This is a genomic window from Streptomyces sp. SM1, from assembly GCF_002910825.1.
Classification (GTDB): domain Bacteria; phylum Actinomycetota; class Actinomycetes; order Streptomycetales; family Streptomycetaceae; genus Streptomyces; species Streptomyces okerensis.
The window spans coordinates 1-19,239 of the sequence record NZ_NEUB01000730.1 but is presented as its reverse complement, the minus strand read 5'-3'; the positions used below and the strand labels follow the sequence as shown (position 1 = coordinate 19,239).

Annotated in this window: 17 protein-coding genes, 1 tRNA gene and 1 pseudogene; 10 read left to right on the top strand and 9 right to left on the bottom strand. The window is 71.3% G+C overall.

Annotated elements, in window-relative coordinates; genetic code table 11:
- Positions 1-243 precede the first annotated feature (243 nt).
- Positions 244-1,521, top strand: a complete 1,278-nt coding sequence (gene serS / locus B9S61_RS21190) for a serine--tRNA ligase (RefSeq protein ID WP_103543674.1) — start codon at positions 244-246, stop codon at positions 1,519-1,521.
- Entirely contained in the window at positions 1,518-2,321 is an 804-nt protein-coding gene (locus tag B9S61_RS21185; RefSeq protein WP_103543673.1) for an HAD family hydrolase, read from the top strand. The genes serS and B9S61_RS21185 overlap by 4 nt, the downstream gene beginning before the upstream one ends.
- A gap of 112 nt (positions 2,322-2,433) precedes the next feature.
- Here the strand turns inward: B9S61_RS21185 and B9S61_RS21180 are convergent.
- The 5 genes from B9S61_RS21180 to B9S61_RS21160 form a co-directional block, all read right to left on the bottom strand.
- Positions 2,434-2,523, bottom strand: a tRNA-Ala gene (locus B9S61_RS21180).
- 539 nt (positions 2,524-3,062) lie between these two features.
- Complete coding sequence (locus B9S61_RS21175) at positions 3,063-3,782, bottom strand: ABC transporter permease subunit (RefSeq protein ID WP_103543672.1); 720 nt, start codon at positions 3,780-3,782, stop codon at positions 3,063-3,065.
- Positions 3,783-3,792: 10 nt separating this feature from the next.
- On the bottom strand, positions 3,793-4,704 hold the full coding sequence (locus B9S61_RS21170) for an ABC transporter ATP-binding protein (protein WP_103543671.1): 912 nt from the start codon (positions 4,702-4,704) through the stop codon (positions 3,793-3,795).
- Entirely contained in the window at positions 4,701-5,618 is a 918-nt protein-coding gene (locus B9S61_RS21165; RefSeq protein ID WP_103543670.1) for a hypothetical protein, read from the bottom strand. The genes B9S61_RS21170 and B9S61_RS21165 overlap by 4 nt, the downstream gene beginning before the upstream one ends.
- Positions 5,608-6,594, bottom strand: a complete 987-nt coding sequence (locus B9S61_RS21160) for an ABC transporter ATP-binding protein (protein ID WP_181007465.1) — start codon at positions 6,592-6,594, stop codon at positions 5,608-5,610. Before B9S61_RS21160 ends, B9S61_RS21165 begins: the two co-directional genes overlap by 11 nt.
- 159 nt (positions 6,595-6,753) lie before the next feature.
- Between B9S61_RS21160 and B9S61_RS21155 the strand changes: the two genes are divergently transcribed.
- The 4 genes and pseudogenes from B9S61_RS21155 to B9S61_RS21140 all read left to right on the top strand — a co-directional run.
- The gene (locus B9S61_RS21155; RefSeq protein ID WP_103543668.1) at positions 6,754-8,514 is read left to right on the top strand and encodes an SDR family oxidoreductase; all 1,761 of its coding nucleotides are present in this window, start codon (positions 6,754-6,756) and stop codon (positions 8,512-8,514) included.
- Between the two features lie 204 nt (positions 8,515-8,718).
- Entirely contained in the window at positions 8,719-9,267 is a 549-nt protein-coding gene (locus B9S61_RS21150) for an RNA 2'-phosphotransferase (protein ID WP_103543667.1), read from the top strand.
- A 17-nt stretch (positions 9,268-9,284) separates the two neighbouring features.
- The gene (locus B9S61_RS21145; RefSeq protein ID WP_103543666.1) at positions 9,285-9,731 is read left to right on the top strand and encodes a hypothetical protein; all 447 of its coding nucleotides are present in this window, start codon (positions 9,285-9,287) and stop codon (positions 9,729-9,731) included.
- A 55-nt stretch (positions 9,732-9,786) separates the two neighbouring features.
- Positions 9,787-10,035 (top strand): annotated as a pseudogene (locus B9S61_RS21140) (LLM class flavin-dependent oxidoreductase); the annotation flags it as partial.
- A gap of 48 nt (positions 10,036-10,083) precedes the next feature.
- Here the strand turns inward: B9S61_RS21140 and B9S61_RS21135 are convergent.
- Together B9S61_RS21135 and B9S61_RS21130 are read right to left on the bottom strand one after the other, a co-directional pair.
- Complete coding sequence (locus B9S61_RS21135; protein ID WP_103543665.1) at positions 10,084-10,485, bottom strand: DNA-binding protein; 402 nt, start codon at positions 10,483-10,485, stop codon at positions 10,084-10,086.
- On the bottom strand, positions 10,482-10,730 hold the full coding sequence (locus tag B9S61_RS21130; RefSeq protein ID WP_103543683.1) for a type II toxin-antitoxin system CcdA family antitoxin: 249 nt from the start codon (positions 10,728-10,730) through the stop codon (positions 10,482-10,484). The genes B9S61_RS21135 and B9S61_RS21130 overlap by 4 nt, the downstream gene beginning before the upstream one ends.
- Positions 10,731-10,949: 219 nt before the next feature.
- Between B9S61_RS21130 and B9S61_RS21125 the strand changes: the two genes are divergently transcribed.
- The 4 genes from B9S61_RS21125 (at position 10,950) to B9S61_RS21110 (ending at position 16,990) form a co-directional block, all read left to right on the top strand.
- Positions 10,950-13,829, top strand: a complete 2,880-nt coding sequence (locus tag B9S61_RS21125) for a DEAD/DEAH box helicase (protein WP_103543664.1) — start codon at positions 10,950-10,952, stop codon at positions 13,827-13,829.
- Complete coding sequence (locus tag B9S61_RS21120) at positions 13,826-15,070, top strand: SWIM zinc finger family protein (protein ID WP_103543663.1); 1,245 nt, start codon at positions 13,826-13,828, stop codon at positions 15,068-15,070. The genes B9S61_RS21125 and B9S61_RS21120 overlap by 4 nt, the downstream gene beginning before the upstream one ends.
- A gap of 50 nt (positions 15,071-15,120) precedes the next feature.
- Entirely contained in the window at positions 15,121-16,014 is an 894-nt protein-coding gene (locus B9S61_RS21115; RefSeq protein WP_103543662.1) for an LLM class flavin-dependent oxidoreductase, read from the top strand.
- A gap of 88 nt (positions 16,015-16,102) precedes the next feature.
- Positions 16,103-16,990: an HAD family hydrolase gene (locus B9S61_RS21110; RefSeq protein WP_181007464.1), complete on the top strand. Its 888-nt coding sequence runs from the start codon at positions 16,103-16,105 to the stop codon at positions 16,988-16,990.
- Positions 16,991-16,994: 4 nt separating this feature from the next.
- Here B9S61_RS21110 and B9S61_RS21105 read toward each other — a convergent pair whose 3' ends face one another.
- Both B9S61_RS21105 and cydC read right to left on the bottom strand, forming a co-directional pair.
- Positions 16,995-18,050, bottom strand: a complete 1,056-nt coding sequence (locus tag B9S61_RS21105; RefSeq protein ID WP_103543660.1) for a M23 family metallopeptidase — start codon at positions 18,048-18,050, stop codon at positions 16,995-16,997.
- A gap of 157 nt (positions 18,051-18,207) precedes the next feature.
- A partial coding sequence (gene cydC, locus B9S61_RS21100) for a thiol reductant ABC exporter subunit CydC (protein ID WP_103543659.1) occupies positions 18,208-19,239 on the bottom strand: 1,032 nt, incomplete at its 5' end.

Here is a 19,239-nt window from a genome sequence, read left to right as displayed (position 1 = left end):
CCCCCACACCCTGTGGATAACTTTGGCGAGGAAGGGGCGCCTGTGGACAACCGAGCGCCAAATCCCGGCTCGCGCAAGGCATTCCGGTCAACCGGCAGCCCACGGACCGACCCGTTCAAGGAGCAGCATCTCCTCTATTGACTTCGCGGAACACAAGGCGCATTTCTCCCATAACGGAACGTGATCCGTTCGCTCGCAATAGTCGGTCGTGGGCCGTCGTCCCGCACCGGTAGCCTGGACCGCGTGATTGACCTTCGCCTGCTTCGTGAGGACCCCGACCGTGTGCGCGCTTCGCAGCGCGCCCGTGGAGAGGATGTCGCGCTCGTCGACGCCCTCCTGTCTGCCGACGAACGACGCAGGTCGTCCGGCGTCCGCTTCGACGAACTGCGCGCCGAGCAGAAGGCGCTCGGCAAGCTCGTCCCCAAGGCGGCCGGCGACGAGAAGGCCGAGCTGCTGAGGAAGGCCGAGCAGCTCAAGGCCGACGTCAAGGCCGCCGACGCCGACCGGGACGCCGCCGCGACCGAGACGCAGGAACTCCTGCTCCGGCTGAGCAACCTCGTCCACCCCGACGTTCCCGTCGGCGGTGAGGAGGACTTCGCCACGCTGGAGACGCACGGCAGCATCCGCGATTTCGGCGCCGAGGGCTTCGAGCCCAAGGACCACCTCGAACTCGGCCAGATCCTCGGCGCCATCGACGTCGAGCGCGGCGCCAAGGTCTCCGGCTCGCGCTTCTACTTCCTCACCGGTGTCGGCGCCCTCCTGGAGCTCGCCCTGGTGAACGCGGCGATCGCCCAGGCCACGGCGGCCGGCTTCACCCCGATGCTGACCCCGGCGCTGGTCCGCCCCCAGTCCATGGCGGGCACGGGCTTCCTCGGCCAGGCATCCCAGGACGTCTACCACCTGGACAAGGACGACCTCTACCTGGTCGGCACGTCCGAGGTGCCGCTCGCCGCGTACCACATGGACGAGATCATCGACGCCGACCGGCTGCCGCTGCGGTACGCGGGCTTCTCGCCCTGCTTCCGCCGCGAGGCCGGCTCGCACGGCAAGGACACCCGGGGCATCTTCCGCGTGCACCAGTTCGACAAGGTCGAGATGTTCTCGTACGTCGCCCCGGAGGACTCGCAGGCGGAGCACCAGCGGCTGCTGGAGTGGGAGAAGCAGTGGCTCACGTCGCTGGAACTGCCGTTCCGCGTGATCGACGTGGCCTCGGGCGATCTGGGGTCCTCGGCCGCGCGCAAGTACGACTGCGAGGCGTGGATCCCGACCCAGGGCAAGTACCGCGAGCTGACCTCGACCTCGGACTGCACCGAGTTCCAGTCGCGCCGGCTGTCGATCCGGGTGCGTGAGGACAAGAAGGTGCGCCCGCTGGCCACGCTCAACGGCACCCTGTGCGCCGTACCGCGCACCATCGTGGCCATCCTGGAGAACCACCAGCAGGCCGACGGATCGGTCCGCGTGCCGGAGGTGCTGCGTCCGTACCTGGGCGGCCGGGAGCTTCTGGAACCGGTCGCCAAGTGAGCGCGGCCTTCCCCTACCGGCTCATCGCCACCGATCTCGACGGCACGCTGCTGCGGGACGACCACTCGGTCTCCCCCCGCACCCGTGACGCGCTCGCCGCGGCCACCGCGGCGGGCGCCGCGCACATCGTCGTCACCGGACGCGCGGTGCCCTGGACCCGCCCCATCCTGGACGACCTCGGCTACACCGGACTCGCCGTCTGCGGCCAAGGCGCACAGGTGTACGACGCCGGTGCGCACCGTCTGCTGACCTCCGTGACGCTGGACCGGCAGCTGGCGGCGGTGGCACTGGCCAAGATCGAGGCGGAGGTCGGCCCGCTGCACCTGGCGGCCAGCAGTGACGGTCTGGACGGCGAGGTCCTGGTCGGGCCCGGTTACGAGGTCGTGGGCGCGCTGCCCGCGACACCGGTCACCGACGCCTCCGACCTGTGGACGGCGCCGCTGAACAAGCTGTACATCCAGCATCCGTCCCTGACGTCCGACGAGCTCGCCGAGGCCGCCACCCGCACCGCGGGCGGTTTCGTCACGGTCACCATGGCGGGTGAGGGCATCGTCGAACTGCTCCCGCTCGGGCTGTCCAAGGCGACGGGGCTGTCGCTGGCGGCCCGCCGGATCGGCGCGAAGGCCCCGGAGACGATCGCCTTCGGCGACATGCCCAACGACCTCCCGATGTTCGCCTGGGCAGGACACGGCGTGGCGATGGCCAACGCCCACCAGGAACTGCGGACGGTGGCCGACGAGGTGACGGCCTCCAACGAGGAGGACGGCATCGCGGTGGTCGTGGAACGACTGCTGGCCTGACACCCGGCGTTCGGCGTTCGGCGTTCGGCGTTCGGCGTTCGGCGTTCGGCGTTCAGCGTTCGGCGTTCGGCGTTCAGCGTTCGGCGTTCGGCGTTCGGCGTTCGGCGTTCGGCGGAGGATGCACGGATCGAACGTGCGCGGGCTCTTCAGGCCCGACCACGGCTTGAGCCAAGCCGCTGCCTTACCACTCGGCCAATCCTCCGGGTGGGCGGCCCACGCGACAGAAGTGCGCGTGCTCGAAGCGGCCGCCCCGGGCGGCTCCCGTGCGGGGCGAACTCGACGGAGCGGTAGGGATCACTCCGGAGTGCGCCGCGGGCCGCCCCGTAGGGAGCTGGACGTACTGCCGTGCATGGGCATCGCCCCGCTCCTCTCCCGGCGCGTGGTCGTCGGACGTTCCCGGCGACGCGGACACCACCACTCTGCCCGCCGGGCGGACGGGACGCCACCGAATAAACCCGCGGGCGGCGCCGCTGTCGCTGTCAGCGGCGCCGCCGTTCGCGTCGGCGGGACGTGCTGGAGAACCAGTCGGCGGGCGGCTCTCCGGAACGCCAGGGCTGCGGCTCGGGCTCCCCGTGGCGCCGGCGCCCGGTCGGCATCCGGGCCCGGGCGGAGGGCTCGGCGGTACCGGCGGCCGTATGAAGCCGTCGCCCCGCACCACGCCCGCCGCCTCGGGCGGTCGCGTCCGCTCCGCCCGGTGTGCCCGGGAGGGCTTGTGGAGTCCCCGTCAGGAGCGAGCGGTTCTCACTCCTCGCCGGCGAGCGTCAGCGAGCGCAGCTTCTGACCGGCGTACCAGGTGGCCAGCACCGTGACGACGGCGAGCAGCACCGTCGCGGTCGTCAGACTCACGTCCGAGGTGACCAGGTCGTTGCCGGAGACCTTCTGTGCCACGGCCAGCGACCACTGCTGGACGCTCAGCGTGCGGGCGCCGGGCACCAGGGAGCCGAACAGCGCCTCCCAGACCAGCGCGTAGACCAGCCCGAACACCACCGCGTGCCGCGAGACCGTGCCGAGCAGCAGGAAGAGCGCCGCGTACGCGATGGAGGCGACCAGCGCGGCCACCGTGTAGGCGACGGCGACCTGCTGGCCGTTGCCGTTCAGGACGAAGCCCGCGATCAGCGTCGGCACCGCCGAGAACACCATGGTGACGGCGACCGCGACGATCAGCTTGGTGTAGATGATCGTGGGCCGCTTGATCGGCTTGGACAGCAGGTACACCACCGAGCCGTCGTCGATCTCGGGGCCGATCGCCCCGGTGCCCGCGATGACACCGATGATCGGCACCATCGTGGCCAGCGCCAGCCCGCCCAGCACGTCGGCGGCGGTCTGGTCGTCGGCGCCGGCGAGGGCGCGCACCGCCAGGGAGATCGCGATCAGCAGCAGGGGCAGCGCCCCCAGGATGAGGGCCCGGCGCCGGCCGAGCAGGGCCCGGTAGGTGAGCCGGGCGACTGTGGGGTCGTACATCAGGGGCCTCCTACGCCGCGACGAGGTACGAGAAGACGGACTCGAGGGACTCGTCGGACGGCGAGACCGTGAGCAGCCGGATGCCGTGCTCGCGCGCGACCTTCGGCAGCAGGGACGTGAAACGGCCGAAGTCGACGGCCTGGATGCGCAGGGCGCCCTCGGCCACGTCCACCTCGATGCCGGAGGTCGACGGGTCGGCGATCAGCGCGGCCGCGAGCGCGCGGTCGTCGCTGGACCGCACCAGGTAGCGGTGCGGGCGGTCCGTCATCAGGCGGCGGATCCGGCGGAAGTCGCCACTGGCCGCGTGCCGGCCGGCGACGACCACCTCGATGTGCCAGGCGAGCTGCTCGACCTCCTCCAGGATGTGGGAGGAGAAGAGCACGGTGCGGCCCTCGTCGCCCATGCGCCGCAGCAGATCCATCAGCTGCATGCGCTGGCGCGGGTCCATGCCGTTGAAGGGCTCGTCCAGCAGGAGCAGCGACGGCTCGTGGACCAGCGCGGAGGCCATCTTCACGCGCTGCCGCATGCCCTTGGAGTACGTGGCGATCTTCCGGTCCTGCGCGTACTCCATCTCGACCGTGGCCAGCGCCCGCTGGGCGGCCTTGTCGCCCAGGCCGTGCAGCTCCGCGTTGGCGACGACGAACTCGCGGCCGGTCAGGAAGTCGTACATCGCCTCGCGCTCGGGGACGATGCCGATGTGCCGGTAGATGGCCTCGTTGCGCCACACCTGCTGTCCGTCGAGGGTGACGGAGCCGGTGGAGGGGGCGAGGAAACCGGCCATCATGTTGATGAGGGTGGACTTTCCGGCACCGTTCGGGCCGAGCAGGCCGGTGACGCCGGGGCCGATGGTCATGGTGATGTCGTTGACGGCGACCACGTTGCCGAACCAGCGGGAGACGTGGTCGATGCTGAGCGTGGTCACAGGCCCACCTTCTTGTAGCGGCGCACCAGCAGGCCGTAGCTGCCGGCGATCAGGCCGAGGGTGAACAGGACGTAGACGACACCCTCGCCGCTGCTCGGGCCCACCCCTCCGGGGAAGGCCGAGCTCGCGCCCAGGAAGGCGGACTGCACGCCGTCGATGAGGGTGATGGGCGAGAACAGGCCGATCCAGGCGATGGCGGCGTCGCCGCTGCTCTGGACCTCCGCGATCGCCTGGAGGGTGGAGACCGCGCCGTAGGAGATGGTGAGTACGGCGATCACGGCCGCGATGCCGAAACCGCGGCGCGGGGTGACCGACGCGATGACCAGGCCGATTCCGGCGAAGAGCAGCGAGAGCAGTGCCACGGAGACGAGTCCCTGTGCGAATCCCTTGGTCTGGTCGGTGAAGTCGAGCTTGGCCAGCAGCGCCCCGACGTACAGCACCAGCAGGGGGGCGGCGGTGAGGATGAACAGGGCCGAGGCCAGCGCGGCGAACTTGGCGCGCACGTAGTCGGCGGTCTCGATGGGCCGCGAGAAGTACAGCGGTACGGTCTTGAAGCGCAGGTCGCGCGAGACGGACTGGGGCGCCTGCGAGGCGACGTACAGGCTGATGACGGCCTGCATGACGATCGCGTAGCGGGTGTAGTCCAGGGGGAGGTCGTTGGCCTTGGTGGCGACCGCGACGGCCACCATGATGGCGGCGGGTACGCACATCACCACGAACAGCAGCATCGGCAGCACCTTGGACTTCACCGAGCGGCCGAGGCCGTAGGAGCCGCGCAGGGACTGCGAGTACAGCGACAGCCGCGCGTAACCGCGGCCCAGTCGGGGGCCGTCGTAGGAGCGGTAGCCGATGTTGTGGATACGGGTGTCACCCGGTGCAGTGGCTGGTGTCTGCGTGGACTGCTCAGTTGCCATGGCCGACCGCCTCCTTCCGCTGCTCGTCGCGCTTCTCGTCGCTGTCGGTGAAAACCTCGGAGATGTGGTGCCGGCGCTGCTCCATGCGGACCAGGCCGAGGCCGAGGTCCGCGATGACGTCGCGGACCAGGTCGTACGTCTCCTCGCCCTGCGCGGTGAGCAGCAGGACGTGTCCGGCACCCGGCAGCCCGCTGCCGTCCTCGACGCTCACCCCGCGCGCGTGGAGCGCGTCGCGCACCGCGCGGGTGCCGTCCGGGTGCTCGTCGGTGTCGGTGACCTCGATGGCGAGGGTCGTCGTGGTCTGGGTGAAATCGGTGGTGGAACTGGAGCGCAGCAGCTTGCCGCCGTCGATGACGACGACGTGGTCGCAGGTGCGCTCGAGTTCGCCCAGCAGGTGGGAGGTGACCAGGACGGAGATGCCGAAGTCGGTGTGGATCCTGCGGATCAGGCCGAGCATCTCGTCGCGGCCGACCGGGTCGAGGCCGTTGGTCGGCTCGTCCAGGAAGACCAGCTGGGGGTCGTGCACCAGGGCCTGCGCGAGTTTCACGCGCTGCTTCATGCCGGTCGAGTAGCCGCCGATGGGGCGGTAGCGCTCCTCGTACAGGCCGACATGGCGCAGGGTGTCCGCGGTGCGTTCCCGCGCGGCGGTGGGCGGCAGGCCGGACATGCGTGCCATGTGGACGACGAACTCGGTGGCCGAGACGTCCGGTGGCAGGCAGTCGTGTTCCGGCATGTAGCCGACCCGCTCGCGGATGGCGGGACCCTGGGTGACGACATCGAGTCCGAGCACTTCGGCTCGGCCCTCGGTGGCGGGGGACAGACCCAGAAGGATCTTGATCAGTGTGGACTTGCCGGCTCCATTGGCTCCGACGAGTCCGGTCACACCGGGCCCGACGTCCACGGAGAGCCGGTCAAGAGCGGTCACCCTGGGGAACCGCTTGCTCAGGCTTTCGGTCGCGATCACAGTCACATCCATGACGGTAGTGACCCGTACCACTCGGGTCGTCAGACCGGAGAGCCGTCTTGGGGTCCCCCTGGAGTCGTACGAGCCCGTAAGGGACGCCCTGCCTGAGAGTTATGCACAGGACGCGGGGCGCTGTTGACGCGCCCTCTAACGACTGTCACATTCGCCGGTGTGACGCGAATGAGTGGTGCGCGGGAGCGCCGGGTGCGTACGGGCGGGGTCGAGCTGTGTGTGGCCGAGCTGGGGGACCCCGGGCGGCCGACGGTCGTCCTGGTGCACGGCTATCCGGACAGCAAGGAGGTGTGGTCCGAGGTCGCGCCCCGGCTCGCGGAGCATTTCCACGTCGTGGCGTACGACGTCCGGGGTCATGGCCGGTCCACGGCGCCGCGTCCGCTGCGCGGCGGGTTCACCCTGGAGAAGCTGACCGACGACTTCCTGGCCGTCGTGGACGCCGTGAGCCCGGACCGGCCGGTGCATCTGGTGGGGCACGACTGGGGCTCGGTGCAGTCCTGGGAGTTCGTGACGGTGGGGCGCGCCAAGGGGCGGATCGCTTCCTTCACCTCGATCTCGGGGCCCTCGCTCGACCACTTCGGGCACTGGATCGACCGCCGGGTGAAGCGGCCCACCCCGCGCCGGGTCGGCCAGCTGCTGGGGCAGGGCGCCAAGTCCTGGTACATCTACCTGCTGCACACCCCCGTGCTGCCGGAACTGGCCTGGCGCGGGCCGCTCGGCAGGACCTGGCCGCGCATTCTCGAACGCCTCGAGAAGGTGCCCGGCGACGGCTATCCGACCCCGTCCCTGCCGTCGGACGCGGCACACGGCACCTGGCTCTACCGGGACAACGTGCGCCGCCGGCTGCGCAACCCGCGTGCCGACGCCCACGCGCACGCGCCCGTGCAGCTCATCACTCCCCTGGAGGACGCATTCCTCTCGGAGCGGCTCTACGAGGATCTGGAGCAGTGGGTGCCGCGGCTGACCCGGCGGACGCTGCCGGCCAAGCACTGGGTGCCGCGCAGCCGCCCGGACCTGATGGCGACGTGGATCTCCGACTTCGTGACGTCCGTGGAGACCGGCCGGGCGGAGGAGGTGCGGCCCCGGGGCCGGTACGCCGACCGGTTCGGCGGGCAACTGGTCCTGGTCACGGGAGCGGGCAGCGGCATCGGGCGGGCCACCGCACTCGCGTTCGCCGGGGCGGGCGCGCGCGTGCTGGCGGTCGACCGGGACGCGGAGGCCGCGTCCCGCACCGCCGGGGAGGCACTCCGTCGCGGTGCGGTGGCGGCCTGGGCGGAGACGGTGGACGTGTCCGACGGGCAGGCCATGGAGAAGCTCGCGGAGCGGGTCACCACCGAACACGGAGTGGTGGACGTCCTGGTGAACAACGCGGGCATCGGACTCGGCGGCTCCTTCTTCGACACCACCACGGAGGACTGGGGAAGGGTCCTCGACGTCAATCTGTGGGGTGTGATCCACGGCTGCCGGCTCTTCGGACGGCGGATGGCCGACCGCGGGCAGGGCGGTCACATCGTGAACGTCGCCTCGGCTGCCGCCTTCCAGCCGTCCAGGGCGCTGCCCGCCTACAGCACGTCGAAAGCCGCGGTGCTGATGCTGAGCGAGTGCCTGCGCGCGGAGCTGGCGGGACAGGGAATCGGCGTGACGGCGATATGCCCGGGGTTCGTCAACACCGCCATCACCTCCACCGCGCGCTTCGCGGGTGCGGACGCCGAGGAGGAGCGGCGCCTGCGGCAGCGGACGGCACGCCTGTACGGGATGCGGAACTACCCGCCGGAGAAGGTCGCCGCCGCGATCCTGCGAGCGGTCGCGCGTGACGTGGCGGTGGTCCCGGTCACCCCGGAGGCCCGCACGGCGTACGCGTTGTCGCGGTGGATGCCCGGTGCGCTGCGCAGGATCGCGCGGGTGAAGCCGCCGGTGTGAGGCGGTGAGACGCACCGCGGGGCAGAGAGCAGCGGTGCGATACGGGCTGGATGCGGACCGGACGCGGGCCGGATGGGGCCGGACGCGGGCCCATTGTCCACAGCGGGAGCCAATTCACCTGTGGATAACCGCACTTGGCTGTGGATCAAACCTGCTCGGCAAAATCCATCGCGTGACGCGCGCCTCGCGCGGCAGTCTGAGCGGATGGACGAAAAACGCACCGTCAAGGTGTCGAAGTACCTCGCCAAGCACCTGCGCCATCAGCCCGGGAGGATCGGGCTGACGCTCGACGACGGCGGCTGGGTCGAGATCGGGGCGCTGCTCGCCGCGGCGTCCGCGCACGGCTTCCGGTTGACCCGGGAGGAGCTGGACCACGTCGTCGCCACCAACGACAAGCGGCGTTTCGCCGTCGAGGGCACCCGGATCCGCGCCAGTCAGGGGCACAGCGTCGACATCGACCTCGGCCTGCCGACGGCCACTCCGCCGCCGTATCTCTACCACGGCACCGTCGCACGGAACCTGGAGGCGATCCGGGCCGAAGGGCTGCGGCCCATGAACCGCCACGCCGTGCACCTCTCCGCCGACCGTGAGACGGCGACCCGCGTCGGCGCCCGCCGGGGACGGCCGGTCGTGCTGTCCGTGGACGCGGATGCGATGCACCGCGACGGCCAGATCTTCCACGTCAGTGCGAACGGCGTGTGGCTGACGCAGGCCGTACCGAGCCGGTATCTGCGTTTCCCCGCCGGCCGCTGAGGCCGCATGATCGGCGTATGGACCACCTTCCCAGCACCGAGGCCGCCGTCACCGCCCTCCGGGCCCTCGCCGAGGCCTACGGACGCGAGATCGAGGTCACCCATGACATCGGCGCGGACCAGACCTCGCGGCGCACCGCGGCGGGCGCCGGCGTCATCACCGACCCCGACGGCTCCCTCCCTCATGAGGCCCACGTCGAATTCGGCGGCCTGCCCCGGGTGAGCGTGCGGATCTACCCCGAGGACGACGCGCTGATCGACGTCGAGGGCGTGGCGTGCCCCGATGTCGCCCGCGACGACGTGCCGGCGTTCCTGCGCGCCCTGTTCGACGGACTGGCCTACGTCCGGGGACGGCGTTTCCCGCCGGGTTACTTCCTCATCGTGCCGCTGCCGGGAGACCGGACGCACAAGGAGTTCCTTCCCATGATCACGCTCACTCCCTGGCTGAGCTCACCAGTGCGGTGACGCGCACGGGCCGGCGTTTCACGTGAAACCTTCGGTGACGCATAGGCTCGGTCACATGAGCCTGCGTCTGAGCACCGTGATCCTTCCCTATCGCCGCTGGCACGAAGGCAGCCGTTCGGCCTGGATGCGCGCCGAGGAACTCGGTTTCCACACGAGGTACACCTACGACCACCTGTCCTGGCGCAGCTTCCGGGACGGCCCGTGGTTCGGCGCCGTCCCGACCCTCACCGCCGCCGCGGGGGTCACCGACCGGATGCGGCTGGGCACCCTCGTGACCTCAGTCAAGGCTCTTTCGCCTATCACGGCGTGACCTGCGGAGATTTCCTTCGGTCAGCTTTCGCAGCTGCCCCTCTCAGATGCCGATGAGCCGGACACGGTCGCCACACAACCGGGCCATGTCGTCGACATCGGAGGTCAGCATGACCACTGGGCCCGGCTGGCGCAGGGCCACCTCGGCCACGGTCGCGTCGATCGCGTACTTGTGGCCGTGCAGACCTGCGGCTTTGAGCAGTTCCGCGGACGCCTTCGCCTCGTCCTCGGTCACCGGCTCGACCTTGACGCGGGAGAGCGCCCACCACAGTCGAGGCATGTTCACCCACCCATGGCTGACTTCCACGATGGTGTTGGCTCCGATGACGAAATCGGCACCCACGGCATGGAACACCTGGAACATCGCGAGGATCTTGCGGTCCTGGGCGATCCAGGCAGAAAGCCCCTGGGAGTCCAGGACGACCGTCTCGACATGCTCTTTCACGCCGCGCCGGCCGATCCGCCCGTACCCGTCGCCCCAAAGATCCTGGAGCGCGCCTCCGCCAACTCCTCCTCGGTGAAGGCCCCGTGCTCCTCCTGATGACGCTGCAGGTCGGCACCGAGCAGTTGGTGCCGCAGTTGCCGCGCCACCGCCTCGGCGACATAGCCGGAGACGTTGTCGGTGAGCTTCCTGAGCTCGGCGACCTGCTCGTTCGGCAGCGTCACCGTGATACGTGTCGTGTCCGCCATGACGCGAGCATACTGCGATACGCGCCCCATGGCCGTCTCGCTCGGCACTCGTCCGCACGCGGGCGCAGCGTACCCACCGCCAGTGACACCGGGGTCGTGCTTGCCGAAAAGGGAACAGCCGACGGCATTTGGGTTTGAGTAAGGCCGCGCCGACCCTCCATGATGGGGCTGCCTGGTGAGCGGGACGCGGCGAGGGCCGCCTGGAACACGTTGGGGCGAATGAGCGTGGCAAGGGTCGTCGTACGAGAACCACGCACCGGCACGAGGACCACGCCACCGCTCGCCACACCGGAGGCAACCGCCTTCGCGGTCGCACTGCTCGACGGCGGCTGGGCGGCGGTGTTCCTGCCCGGCGAACCCGCCCGCCTCGGACGGCTGCTGCTCTGGAAGCCCACCGGAGCAGCGAATGCAGACGGCACAGTGCCCGAGGGCATCGAATCCGAGTCGGTGGAACTGGTGCTGCCGCACGGCCGGTCGGTCCGACGCCGCAGAGTCGAGGGCTACGCGCTGCCCGTCGCCGTCGCTGTCGCCGCGCTGGCCTACGCCCGGCCGGCGCATCCGTCCGCCGCGGCCTGGCAGACCGCCTCCCGCTTCGCGCTGCGGCTGCTCGCCGACGGCCGTCTCCATCCGGCCCTCACCGACGCCGGCTACGACACGTGGCAGGCAGGTCCCCTCACCGCCGTACAGCGGCAGACGCTGGATGCCCTCGGTGCCGCCTTCCCACCCCACGCCCACTGTCTGCCCGAGCCCGGCCCGGCTCCGCTGCGCATCGCGGAACCGGTCGCGCTGGTACGCCAGTTCTGCGACGCGGTCGCGGACGACCTGGTCCGTACTCCGGCCGCGCCGCTCGCGATGGGAGCGCTGCCGTACGCCTGGCGCGAGGCGCGTGCGGTGCCCGCGCTGCGGGAGTGGGCCGAGGAGATCGCCGCCGCGTTCACCGCCGATGTCGGCGTCTCGCTGCGGGTCGACCTGCCCGAGGGTCGGCGTCGGCAGTTCCGGGCTGTGCTGCAGTTGCACACCGCGGCGGATCCGTCACTCGTCGTGGAGGCCGCACGGCTGTGGAACGAGCCGTCCGAGACCGATCGCCTTCTCGGCCCGCGCGCCGAGACCGAGACGCTGCTCGCCCTGCGCCGAGGCGCCCGCGTCTGGTCACCGCTCGACCGGCTGCTGAAGGACGCCGCTCCGGACCAGCTGCGGCTGACCGACGACGAAGCCTTCGACCTGCTGGGGGACGCCACCGACACGCTGCGCGCAGCCGGTATCGACGTGCACTGGCCGCGCGAGCTCGTCAAGGCACTCACCACGACCGCCGAGATCGGGCAGCGCACCGCGCCCGGCTCCAGTGCAGACGGCCTGCTCGACGCCGACGCCCTCCTCGACTTCCGCTGGCAGCTCTCGCTCGGCGGCGACCCGCTCACCGAGGCCGAGATGGACGCCCTCGCCGAGGCCCGCCGCCCCCTCGTCAGGCTGCGCGACCAGTGGGTGGTCGCCGACCCGAAACTGGTGGCCCGCGCCCGACGCCGCCGGATGCAACCACTCACTCCCATGGAGGCACTGGGCGCCGCGCTGACCGGCGAGGTGGAGCGGGACGGAGAGACGATCACCTGCGCTGCGGTCGGGGCACTTGGCGACCTCGTCGCCCGTATCCGCGACCCCGAATCCCGCACGCCCGCCACCCAGCCCGACGCTCTGGAGGCCACGCTGCGCGACTACCAGAAGCGGGGCCTGGCCTGGCTGGCCGAGATGTGCGAGCTCGGCCTCGGCGGCTGCCTCGCCGACGACATGGGCCTGGGGAAGACCATCACCCTCCTCTCGCTGCATCTGCACCGCCAGACCGACCCCGCCACCGCGGGCCCCACCCTCGTCGTCTGTCCCACCTCCCTGCTCGGCAACTGGCAGCGCGAGGCCGCCCGGTTCGCGCCGGCCACCCCCGTGCGCCGCTACCACGGCGGTGGCCGCCACCTGAAGGACCTGGCCGGGGACGAGATCGTCCTGGTCACCTACGGAGTGCTGCGCCGCGACCGCGATGCCCTCGCCGAGAACGCCTGGTCGCTGATCGCCGCCGACGAGGCCCAGCACGTCAAGAACCCATACGCCGTCACCGCCCGCGAACTGCGCGCCCTGCCCGCCCGCGCCCGCGTGGCCCTCACCGGCACCCCCGTGGAGAACAACCTCTCCGAACTGTGGGCGCTCCTCGACTGGACCACACCTGGGCTCCTCGGCCCGCTCACCGCGTTCCGCGACTTGTACGCCCGCCCGATCGAGGCCGGCGAGGACCCCGAGGCCGCCGAGCGCCTGTCCCGCCTCGTCCGCCCCTTCCTTCTGCGCCGCAGAAAGTCCGACCCGGGGATCGCGCCCGAACTGCCCGCCAAGGCCGAGACCGACCGTGTCGTCCCGCTGACCACCGAGCAGGCGAGCCTGTACGAGGCGGTGGTCCGCGAGATCATGGCGAAGATCGCCGAAGCCGACGGCATCGCCCGCCGTGGCCTGGTCCTCAAGCTCCTCACTGCGCTGAAGCAGATCTGCAACCACCCCGCCCAGTACCTGCGCCAGTCCACACCGCTGCCCGGCCGCTCCGGCAAGCTCGACCTGCTCGACGAACTGCTCGACACCATCACCGCGGAGGGCGAGTCGGTACTGGTCTTCAGCCAGTACAAGCAGATGGCGACGCTGCTGGAGAGACATCTCGCGGAACGAAACATCCCCACCCTCTTCCTGCACGGCGGCACGCCCGTCACCGCACGCGAGAAGATGGTGGAACGCTTCCAGCGAGGCGAAGTGCCCGTGTTCCTGCTGTCGTTGAAGGCCGCCGGCACCGGACTCAACCTCACCCGAGCCACCCACGTCGTGCACTACGACCGCTGGTGGAACCCGGCCGTCGAGGACCAGGCCACCGACCGCGCCTACCGCATCGGCCAGGACAAACCCGTCCAGGTCCACAAGCTCATCGCCGAGGGCACCGTTGAGGACAGGGTGGCGAAACTGCTGGAATCCAAGCGGGCGCTCGCCGACGCCGTCGTCGGCTCCGGCGAGGCCACTCTGACCGAACTGTCCGACGCCGAACTCGCCGAACTCGTCGCCCTGGGGAGGCAGTCATGAGCCCGTCCGTCCCCGGACCTCGCCGTGCACCCGGCCGCGGCAGGCGTGCCTTCGCGGCGACCTGGTGGGGTCAGGCGTGGGTGACGTCCCTGGAGGACTCCAGTCTGGACTCCGGGCGCCTGTCCCGCGGACGCACCTACGCCCGCAAGGGCATGGTCGGTGCCGTCACCATCGCCCCGGGCCAGGTCAAAGCCGCCGTCCAGGGCAGCCGCCCGCGCCCGTACCGCTCCGCCGTCCATCTGCCCGCCCTCACCGGCGGCCAGTGGGACACCCTCCTCGACACCATCGCGGCCCGAGCCGGGCATCTCGCCGCACTCCTCGACGGTGAGATGCCCGCAGAGCTCATCGACGACGCCCGCCACGCCGGCGTCCCCCTCCTCCCGCAACCCACCGAACTCGACCCCGAATGCTCCTGCCCCGACTGGGGCCACCCCTGCAAACACGCCGCCGCGCTCTGCTACGCCATCGCCACCACCATCGACGACGACCCGTTCGTGCTGTTCGCGCTGCGAGGCCGCGGACGGGACGACGTCCTCACGGAGCTGCGCGCACGCCGCACTGCGGGCCGGCCCGTCGACGCCCCGACCGCTCCGGCCGGTATCCACGCGGCCGACGCCTACGCCGCGTGGACCGCCGGGGCCGAGCACGATCCGGGGTGGCCCGGCCTGCCCGGCCTGCCCGCCCACCCCGCTGCGTTGCCGGTCTCCCCGCCGGCCGGCAGCGGTCTCGTCGGCGCGGACCTGGAGCGACTGATGACCGATGTCTCGGCACGCGCGACACGGCTGCTGTCAGGCGACACCACCACCCTGCACCTGACCCAGCACCAGGACGCCGTACGCATCGCCGCGAGCAGTCCCGGCCCCGAGTGGTTCCACCACCTGATCCAGAACACCGGCGCGAACCCCACCACCTTCGCCCGCCTCACCCGCGCCTGGCGCCACGGCGGCCCCACCGGCATCACCGTCGCCGAACGGCCCCACAGCCCGGAACCGTCGGCGATGGCAGCAGCCCGTACCGCGCTGACCACGGCCCTCGCCGAAATGACCGACACCCCCGTCCGCCTCAGGGCCTGGCGCAACCGCCTCACCCTCCCCGACCACGGCATCCAGCTGCGCCTGGGCCCCGACACCCGCTGGTACCCCTACCTCCAGGAGAACGACGGCGAATGGTGGCCGGCAGCGCCGGCCGACACCGACCCCGTTACCGCGCTCACCGCGATCTGGCAGCGTTCCGGGATGTAGTACAAAACCCTCAGCATTGCTCGCAGCCACCGGAGCATAGGGTCGTAGGCATGCGACTGAGCACCGTGATCCTTCCCATCCACAGGTGGGGCGATGGCCAGAAGGTCTGGCAACGCGCCGAAGACCTCGGCTTTCACAGCGCCTACACCTACGACCACCTCTCCTGGCGTACCTTCCGGGACGGCCCGTGGTTCGGGGCGGTACCCACACTGACCGCAGCGGCGACGGCTACGCAGGGTATGCGATTGGGTACTCTCGTAACCTCGCCCAACTTCCGGCACCCGGTCACCCTCGCCAAGGAGCTCGTCACCCTCGACGACATCTCCGGAGGGCGGGTCACGCTGGGTATCGGCGCGGGCGGCACCGGATTCGACGCCACCGCGCTCGGCCAGGAACCGTGGACCCCGCGTGAACGCGCCGACCGCTTCGCCGAGTTCGTACCGCTGCTGGACCGGTTGCTCAGCGAGGACTCGGTGTCGTACGAGGGCGACTTCTACGCGGCGCACGAGGCACGCAACATCCCCGGCTGTGTGCAGCGGCCCCGGCTGCCGTTCGCGGTGGCGGCGACCGGACCGCGCGGGCTGCGGCTGGCGGCACGTCACGGTCAGGCGTGGGTGACCACGGGTGACCCCAGGCTGTATGAGAACGGCACGTCCGAACAGTCGGTTCAGGCCATTCGCGGCCAGGTGGAGAAGCTGGCCGACGCCTGCGCCGAACTCGGCCGGGACGTGACCGGTCTGGACAGGATCCTGCTCACCGGCTTCACCCCGGACCGGAGCCGTCCGCTGCAGTCCCTGGACGCCTTCGTCGACTTCGCGGGCCGCCATGCCGAGCTGGGGTTCACCGAGATCGCGGTGCACTGGCCCATCCCGGACTCGGACTTCGCCGCGGACCAGAAGGTCTTCGAACGGATCGCCATGGAGGTCCCGGCGCAGCTGCGCTGACCCCGGCACGGTCGAGAGCGGGGCAAGGACCGCTGGTGACGACGGTAACCACTCAGATGTGCGGAGTCCCGCACGGTCGTGCGGGCATATGCGGGACAATGGCCGGGTGACCTCAGCGACCCGACAGCCCGAGACCCCGGCAGCCGCCCTTCCGCCACGGCTCATCGCCACCGACCTCGACGGCACGCTGCTGCGTGACGACAAGTCCGTGTCCCGGCGCACCGTCGCCGCGCTGGCCGCCGCCGAGGAGGCGGGCGTCGAGGTCTTCTTCGTCACCGGCCGCCCGGCCCGCTGGATGGATGTGGTCAGCGACCATGTCCACGGCCACGGCCTCGCCATCTGCGGCAACGGCGCGGCCGTCGTCGACCTGCACGGCGGACCCGGCGCGCACCGCTTCGTGAAGGTGCGCGAGCTGCCCCGCCAGAACGCGCTGGACGCGGTGCAGCTGCTGCGCGATGCCGCACCCGGCACCGTGTACGCCGTCGAGCAGACCTACGGCTTCAACCAGGAGCCCGCGTACCCGAAGCTGCACATGGAGATCCCGGACAGGCTCGCCCCCGCCGAGGAGCTGCTGGCCCCGGGTTCCCGCACCGCCACCGAACCGGTGCTCAAGATCCTCGCCTACCACCCCGAGCTCGATCCCGACGCGTTCCTCACCGTGGCCCGGATCGCCATCGGCGACCGCGCCAATGTCACCCGCTCCAGCCCCAGCGCCCTGCTGGAGATCAGCGGGCCCGCGGTGTCCAAGGCCAGCACGCTCGCCCTGTGCTGCGCCGAGCGCGGGATCTCCCACGAGGAGGTCGTCGCGTTCGGCGACATGCCGAACGACGTCGAGATGCTGACCTGGGCGGGCCGTTCCTACGCCATGGGCAACGCCCACCCGGACGTGCTCGCCGCCGCCTCGGGCAGTACGGTCGCCAACAACGACGACGGGGTGGCCGTGGTGATCGAGCGGCTGCTGAACGGGTGGCTGTAGCCGCTCACAGCGTCACACCGTGCCGGGCCAGCCAGGGCGCGGGGCTCACCGCCGACCCCATCTCCGGTGTGACCCGCACCTCGAAGTGCAGGTGCGGACCCGTGGAGTTGCCGCTGGTGCCGGACTGACCGATCCACTGCCCGGGGGAGACCCGCTCGCCCTGGTCGACGGCGACGGCGGCGAGATGGGCGTACTGGGTGTAGTACCCGCCCGCGTGCTGGATGACGATCTCGATGCCGAAGGCTCCTCCGCAGGACACCTTCACCACCCTGCCGGTCCCCACCGCCCGGACCGGCGTGCCGATCGGCACCGCGAAGTCCTGTCCGGTGTGCCGGTTCGCCCACCGTGCGCCGCCGCTGCCGTAGGGCGCGGACAGCTCATAGGTCTCCACGGGGGCCACCCAGCCGCTGGTGAACCGCGTCCCGGGCTGGTCCAGCCGGACCGCGCCGCGGCAGGCGCCGGCCGCCACCGAGGCGTCCGCCTGCCCCTGGAGCTTCCACCGCGCCGATTCGAGCTTCGCCTCGATGCCGTCCTTCAGGACGGCGAGTTCCGCGTTCCGCTTCTCCAGTTTCTTCCACGCCGACGCGGCCCTGGCCTCGTCCCGGGCCAGCCGGGCCTCGGCCCGCTCGCTCCTGCCGATCGCCTGGTCCAGCGACACCTCGGCCTGCCGCACCACCCGCTGACCGCGCATCAGCTCCTCGGGGTCGTCCGCGAGCAGCATGTGCGCGGTGAGCGGCAGCCCGCCGCCGTCCCGGTACTGGGAGCTGGCGATCCGGCCGAGGTCCTCGTGCAGGCCGGACATCGCCTGCCGCTCCCGGTCGAGCCGCTCCTCCAGTTCGTGTGCCCTGGCCCGCTGCCTGTCCGCCTCGCGGCGGCCGGCCTCGTACCGCTCGGTCGCCGTGGCCGCTTCCTCGTACAGCCGTGCCACCTCCGCTCCGACGCCGGAGGAGCCGTGGCCGGGGGCGTGGGGGCCGGCACTGTCGGTGGGCCGGGCGGCGAGCACGGCGAGCGCGCACAACGGCACGGCGACGAGCAGCGGATGGCGGCGGGTGAAGCGCATGAAGGCGATCCTGGCCCCGCTCCGCCGCCGGGTCCTGTTCACGTCGTGCACATGGGGGAGCACTGCCCCCGGACGGACCATCGGTACCGCCGAACAGCGGTGTGCGCGTACGGGGCTGACATCGCGTCATGTCGCGGCGGGCCCACCGGCCCGGGAACTAGCGGACCGCCGCGAGGAGCTCCGTCTCCTCCTCCCGCCGGGCCATCGTGCGCAACGGGCCGTCGGTGGCCGCGAGTTCCGCGTACGTCCCGCGCTGCACCACCCGTCCCGCGTCCAGTACGACGACCTCGTCCACCGCCTCCAGACCGGCCAGCCGATGGGTGATGAGCAGTGTCGTGCGCCCCTCGGTGGCGGCCAGCAGGTCGGCGGTGAGCGCGTCGGCGGTCGCCAGGTCGAGGTGTTCCGCCGGTTCGTCCAGCACCAGTACGGGGAAGTCCGCGAGGAGCGCCCGAGCCAGTGCCAGCCGCTGCCGCTGCCCGCCGGACAGCCGTGCCCCGTGTTCACCGACGAGCGTGTCGAGCCCGTCGGGCAGGCCGTCGGCCCAGTCCAGCAGCCGGGCCCGGCCGAGCGCGTCACGCAGTTCGCCCTCGCTCGCCTCCTTCCGGGCGAGGAGCAGGTTCTCCCGTATCGAGCTGTTGAAGAGATGCGCGTCCTGGGCGCACAGTCCGACCAGCCGCCGTACGTCGTCGCCGTCCAGGGCGCGGGCGTCGGTACCGGCCAGCGTGTACGAGCCCGCGTCCGGGTCCAGGAACCGCAGGAGCACCTGGGCGAGAGTCGTCTTGCCCGATCCGGAGGGTCCGACGACCGCGGTCCGGCGGCCGCGTTCCAGGGTGAGGTCCATCCCTGCGAGCGCGTCCCGGTCCTGCCCGGCGTACCGCGCGGTCAGCCCTTCGACCACCAGCGGGAACGGAGAGACGGGTGCCTGCCGGGGCGCCCCCGGCTCCCGTACGGGCACCGGGGCGTCCAGCACCTCGTACACGCGCTCGGCGCTGCGGCACACCCTCTGCCGGTACTGCACGGCGAGGGGCATGCCCAGGACGGCCTCGAAGGCGGCCAGCGGGGTGAGGATCACGACGGCCAGCGCCACTCCGCCGAGCCGGCCGGTGGCCACGGCCTGGGCACCGACGAGTGCGGCGGCCGCGACGGTCAGACCCGAGATCAGTGCGGTGAGCCCGTCACCGAGTGCGGT